Consider the following 5,211-nt stretch of genomic DNA (forward strand, 5'->3'; position numbering starts at 1 on the left):
CAGCACAGTTGGATTTTGATCGCCAATATAGTTTACGTATATAACGTTACTGTCTTGGACTTGAATTTCCCATGGCCCTTTTAGTGGTGAAAAGCCTCTTTCTTCGTATTGAAAACTATATGATGTCACTGATGCTTCATTCCACTTCGACAGAGAAGTACCACTATTACTCTCTTGAGGGCTACTGCCGGAAGAATTACACCCGAATAGCAACAACCAAATCAAAGATGCAGTTATACGTTTCACTGATTAAAATCCTTTTATTTCATGATCATTGATTGAACATTACACGCGGCGAGCATTGTTAATACATCACAATCAGTCAATGTTATAGCAAATCAAGCTCATATAAACATGATTAATATCAGTGTTCTAGAAAAAGATATGAAAAAGGCAGCTTATGCTGCCTTGAACAAACACTTCATTTTGTAAGGCATTGAGTGACATCACTCACCCTTCACCTCTCGACAGCACTCCAGGATCTGCTCGTAGAGCCAGCGATGAGCGGGATCATTCATACTGGGCTGGTGCCACACCAAGCTGTATGACACCTCACCATAATTGAACGGAAGAGGTTTGGTGATCAAGCCTTTTGCCTGCATTGCTGTACTCGCCCACCGCTTCGAGCAGGTAAACAACAAATCGCTGTGATGGCACATTAATGCCGCACTGCCAAAATCAGCAACGTTTATTGCAACCCGACGCTTACGATGCTGCTGAGCCAATTGCATCTCAAAGAAGGGAACGCTTAAGTCCTGATCCATAATACTGACATGACCATAGCTGAGGTAGTCATCGATGATTAATGACTTCTCGGCCAACGGGTGTGTCGGGTTCATCAGACAAACCATCTCATCGTCTATCAGCGTTTCCCACACCAGATTATTCTGAGAGCTGGGTGGCTGGCTACGATCATGCGGCAACATAATGAAGTCAAGCTGCCCTTTTGTCAGCCCCTCAAAACCCATACTGTCCTTCGACCAGATTTCCAACCGTAGCTCCGGAGCCTGCGCTAGCACTCGAGCACTCAGCTTAGCCGCAAGTAGCTCAAATGTACTTTCCCGCATTGCAAGAGAGAAACGCCCTTCGTAACGAGACGGATCAAACGCTTCCTGAGTCAGCATCTGATTCATCTCGTTAATCATCTGGTGGACTGTTGGCCCTAACCGACGGGCCAGCGGCGTGGCTACAAGCTGGTTACCATGGCGATAAAACAGCTCGTCGTTGAGGCTTTCCCGGAGCTGTGCCAAGGTCATCACATCGATAGTGTTGATTTCATCAAACAGGTGCTTAACCGCATAAGCGGCAAATACGCTAACTACGCCCGGATCGAAACCGGCTCCAAGAATACCTGTGATACCCGCTTCTTTGAATTTCTCGCGGTAGCCCCACTGCCAATCGTATGCCTGTGGAACCTGCTGGCCTTCAGAACACAGGTCAACCGCTACAGATGTATCCAGGTAAGACACCTTGGCCTGGTAACACGCTTCCATGATTGCCATGTTCACCCATGGAGGACCGGCGTTGATAACCAAATCAGGCTGTACTTCCTTGATCAGGGCAACCAATGCTTCAACGTCGTCAGCATTTACAGCGCGTGCTTCCAGCTTCTTTGATGGATCTTTCAGGTTGTTCTTCTTCTGAATCGACGCAATGATTTTTTCGCACTTAGAAACAGTACGGGATGCAATCGTAATATCACCAAGAACGTCGTTATTTTGAGCTGCTTTATGCGCAATTACCCAGCCAACACCACCAGCACCAATTTGTAGAATAGCCATCGTTATTTTCTTCCGTTAATAATCAATACGTTTTAGAACGCTGGTGCTGCCATAACTGTTTTCAGCCAGTGATTAGCAGCACCTATTGTTAGTAAATCAATTAATGAACCAGCGTACGGGCCAAGTTATTAATATCGTTAAGTAAGGTTTCGAAATCAGCCATCGTCAGACACGGGTTAAGAATCGTGAACTTAAGCGCCACTTTTCCGTCGACTACCGTTTCACCCAATACAGCAACACCTTTCACCAAAGCTTCAATACGGAGCTGCTTGTTGAACTGATCGATATCGACTGTTTGATCGCCAAGGGAGCGGAACAATACTGTCGACAAAGCGGGATCGGCCAGCAATTCAAAGTCAGCAGACTGATTGATCAAATCGGCAACCTGCTGTGCCTGACCCAGCAGATGATCATACATCGCACCAAGCGCCTGGGTGCCCACACACTGCATCGTCATCAACACTTTCAGAGCATCGAAGCGCTTGGTGGTGGCAATCGACTTGTCGACCAGATTTGGCAGCAGATCATCTTCTCGGTTCAGGTAATCAGCATGATGCAGCAAGTACTTGAAGTGCTCTTTGTCTTTGAGCAATACCGCACCGCAGCTGATTGGCTGATAGAACAACTTATGGAAGTCCACGCTGAGCGAGTCTGCACGCTCTATACCGTGCAAACGCGTCTTATGACGGCTCAGGATCAACGCACCACCGTAGGCACCATCGACATGCAGCCACAGGTTGTGCTGCTGGGCAACATCCGCCAGACCGGCCAAATCATCAATCGCACCGTGATCGGTCGTCCCTGCTGTACCCACAAGGGCAAACGGCATCAAGCCTTCACTTTTCATTGACTCAATGGTCGTCACAAGCGAGGCCAGCTTGATTGTGCCATCAGGGTTGGTATCGACACATTCCACGGCATGCTCACCCAGTCCAAGCAGCGATGCGGATTTCTGTACTGTAAAGTGAGACTTCTTAGAGCAAAGAATACGCATCTTGCCGGCATAATCCGGTAAGCCTTCTTTCTGGATGTTATGACCAGAAATCGTATCTGCGGCCCAGTCACGCGCCAGCAACAAGCCCATCAGGTTGCTCTGAGTACCGCCACTGGTGAACACACCATCGGCCTGTTCGCCAAGTTCGTAAACACCACAGAGCCAATCAACAACCTTCTGCTCCACATAAGTTGCAGAACTTGCCTGATCCCATGAGTCCATTGACTGGTTCAATGAGCTAATAAATGCCTCGGCGGCAACCGCTGGCAATAAAGGCGGTGTATGCAGATGCGCAATACAGCTTGGATGCTGGACCATGATCGAGTTCTTGGCGATCAGTTCACCAGTCTGCTCTATGACTGTTTCCAGAGGCAACTGCTGATCATCCAACTCGATATTGTTGATCAGGTTTTTCAGTACCAGCGGCTCCAACCCGGAATACGGTGCATCAGCGGCTTCGAAAACTTGTTTCAGAACTTGTGTGGTCTGGTTTAACGCCGTTTCAAGTTCATCGGCACCGCCTTCACCAGTGTGGATGAAGTACGAACGCCACTGCTCCTGATCCGATTCAGCATTGGCTTCTGAAATTGTTGCCGGACCAGCTGTAGCAAGAATGGCCTTGCTCAACGCATCAAGTGCAAAATCAATTTGCTCGTAGCTAATAATCAACGGTGGCAGAAAACGCAGCACAGCACCTTGACGCCCGCCTTTTTCGATGATCAGACCACGCTCCAACGCAGCGCGCTGGATATTCGCCGTCATTTCAGGATCAGCTTCAGGCTCACCAAACTTGTTCTTCTGATTGTTTGGCTTAACAATCTCAACACCCAGCATCAAGCCTTTGCCGCGTACTTCAGCAATACAATCGGTGTATCCAGCGATACGTTCAAGGCCTTCACGCAGGTATTGGCCAGCTTTCTCAGCATGCTCTACCAGATGATCACGACGAATAATCTCCAGCGCCTTGGCACCGGTCGCCATAGCAAGCTGGTTGCCTCGGAATGTGCCTGTGTGCTCACCCGGACGCCAGGTATCAATCGACTTATCAAATAGCAGTACAGACATCGGCAAACCACCACCGACAGCCTTCGACAAACACAAGATATCCGGCGTAATGCCTGATTCTTCGAACGCAAAGCGGTGACCGGTTTTACCGATACCACACTGGATTTCATCAAGGATCAGCAGAATGCCATGTTCTTTGGTGATACGACGCAGCTCTTGTAGCCAGAAAGCCGGAGCCGGGATCACCCCACCCTCGCCCTGCACAGGCTCGACAATGATCGCTGCGGGTTTCTGTACACCGCTTTCATCATCACTCAGCATACGTTCGATATAACGGATACTCTGTTTGGCCCCTTCATTGCCTTTCAGACCGAACGGGCAGCGCAGGCTATATGGGAACGGCAGGAAGTGGACATCTGCCATCAGCCCCTGACGACGCTCTTTCGTTCCCAGGTTGCCCATCAATGCCATGGTTCCGTTAGTCATACCGTGGTATGCACCATGGAAAGCCGCCATCGTGTTACGACCAGTAGTCTGCTTGGCCAGTTTGATCGCCGCTTCTACAGCGTCGGCACCTGACGGACCACAAAACTGAATACGGGCATTCGCAGCAAATTCATCCGGCAGGAAATTCATCACTTCTTTAATGAATTTATCTTTGGCCGGTGTCGTCATATCCAGGGTCTGATAAGGCAGCCCCTGGTTTAGCTGTTCGATAATTGCCTGGTTGATTTCTGGGTGGTTGTAACCCAGCGCCAGTGTTCCGGCACCAGCCAGACAGTCTAGAAATAATTGGCCGCGGCTATCTTCCACCAGTGCGCCTGATGCTTTCTTGATAGCAAGTGGCAGCCTTCTCGGATAGGAGCGCACTTCCGACTCATAATGCTCCTGACTAAGCAGAAGCTCATCGGGTGTCAAATCGTACAATTCATGTACAACCGGTACGTTTGAGGCTAGCTTGATATCGTCTAAATCAAACACATTACTCATGGGTGTCATCCAATAATTAACACGTCATATGAAACATGACGTTCGGCAGAGCATACCTGAGGTAATATCCGACTCAACTTATATGGTATGAAATCCGGTTAATAGATTGCATGGCCACATAGAAGGTCAATAGGATGTCAGGTATTCTTTTCCTGCCGGTAAACACAAAGATACCATCAGCCAAAAGCTAATGAGGTAACAGGTTTACAGCAAAAAGCTGAAATGATTTAGATAGGAAATATCAAGGTTCAGTAATAATACTGCAGTTAGGTAAGACTAAGCTGATTTGAGTTTTCAATGTTAGAGTTTTCAATGTTGGGTTCCTTCAATATGCTCCTGCTCTATTTGCTGGCAGGTCCGCGCTATTAATGCCCTTCTACTGACGAAAGGTTCGCCAGTACCTACGGCACGTTGTGACACAATCAGCCTGAATTCATCACA

At 48.4% G+C, this 5,211-nt stretch carries 3 protein-coding genes; all 3 read right to left on the reverse strand.

The features are described 5' to 3' along the window. The coding region (locus MHN01_RS15995; protein ID WP_239412258.1) for a DUF6174 domain-containing protein at nt 1-246 on the reverse strand (246 nt) is incomplete at its 3' end. A gap of 200 nt (nt 247-446) precedes the next feature. Beyond that, the gene (locus MHN01_RS24700) at nt 447-1,781 is read right to left on the reverse strand and encodes a saccharopine dehydrogenase NADP-binding domain-containing protein (RefSeq protein ID WP_370646512.1); all 1,335 of its coding nucleotides are present in this window, start codon (nt 1,779-1,781) and stop codon (nt 447-449) included. Between the two features lie 100 nt (nt 1,782-1,881). Continuing rightward, complete coding sequence (locus MHN01_RS16010; protein ID WP_239412259.1) at nt 1,882-4,770, reverse strand: pyridoxal phosphate-dependent class III aminotransferase; 2,889 nt, start codon at nt 4,768-4,770, stop codon at nt 1,882-1,884. Nucleotides 4,771-5,211: the final 441 nt, after the last annotated feature.

This window comes from Photobacterium sp. OFAV2-7, assembly GCF_022347985.1.
In the GTDB taxonomy this organism is placed as follows: domain Bacteria; phylum Pseudomonadota; class Gammaproteobacteria; order Enterobacterales; family Vibrionaceae; genus Photobacterium.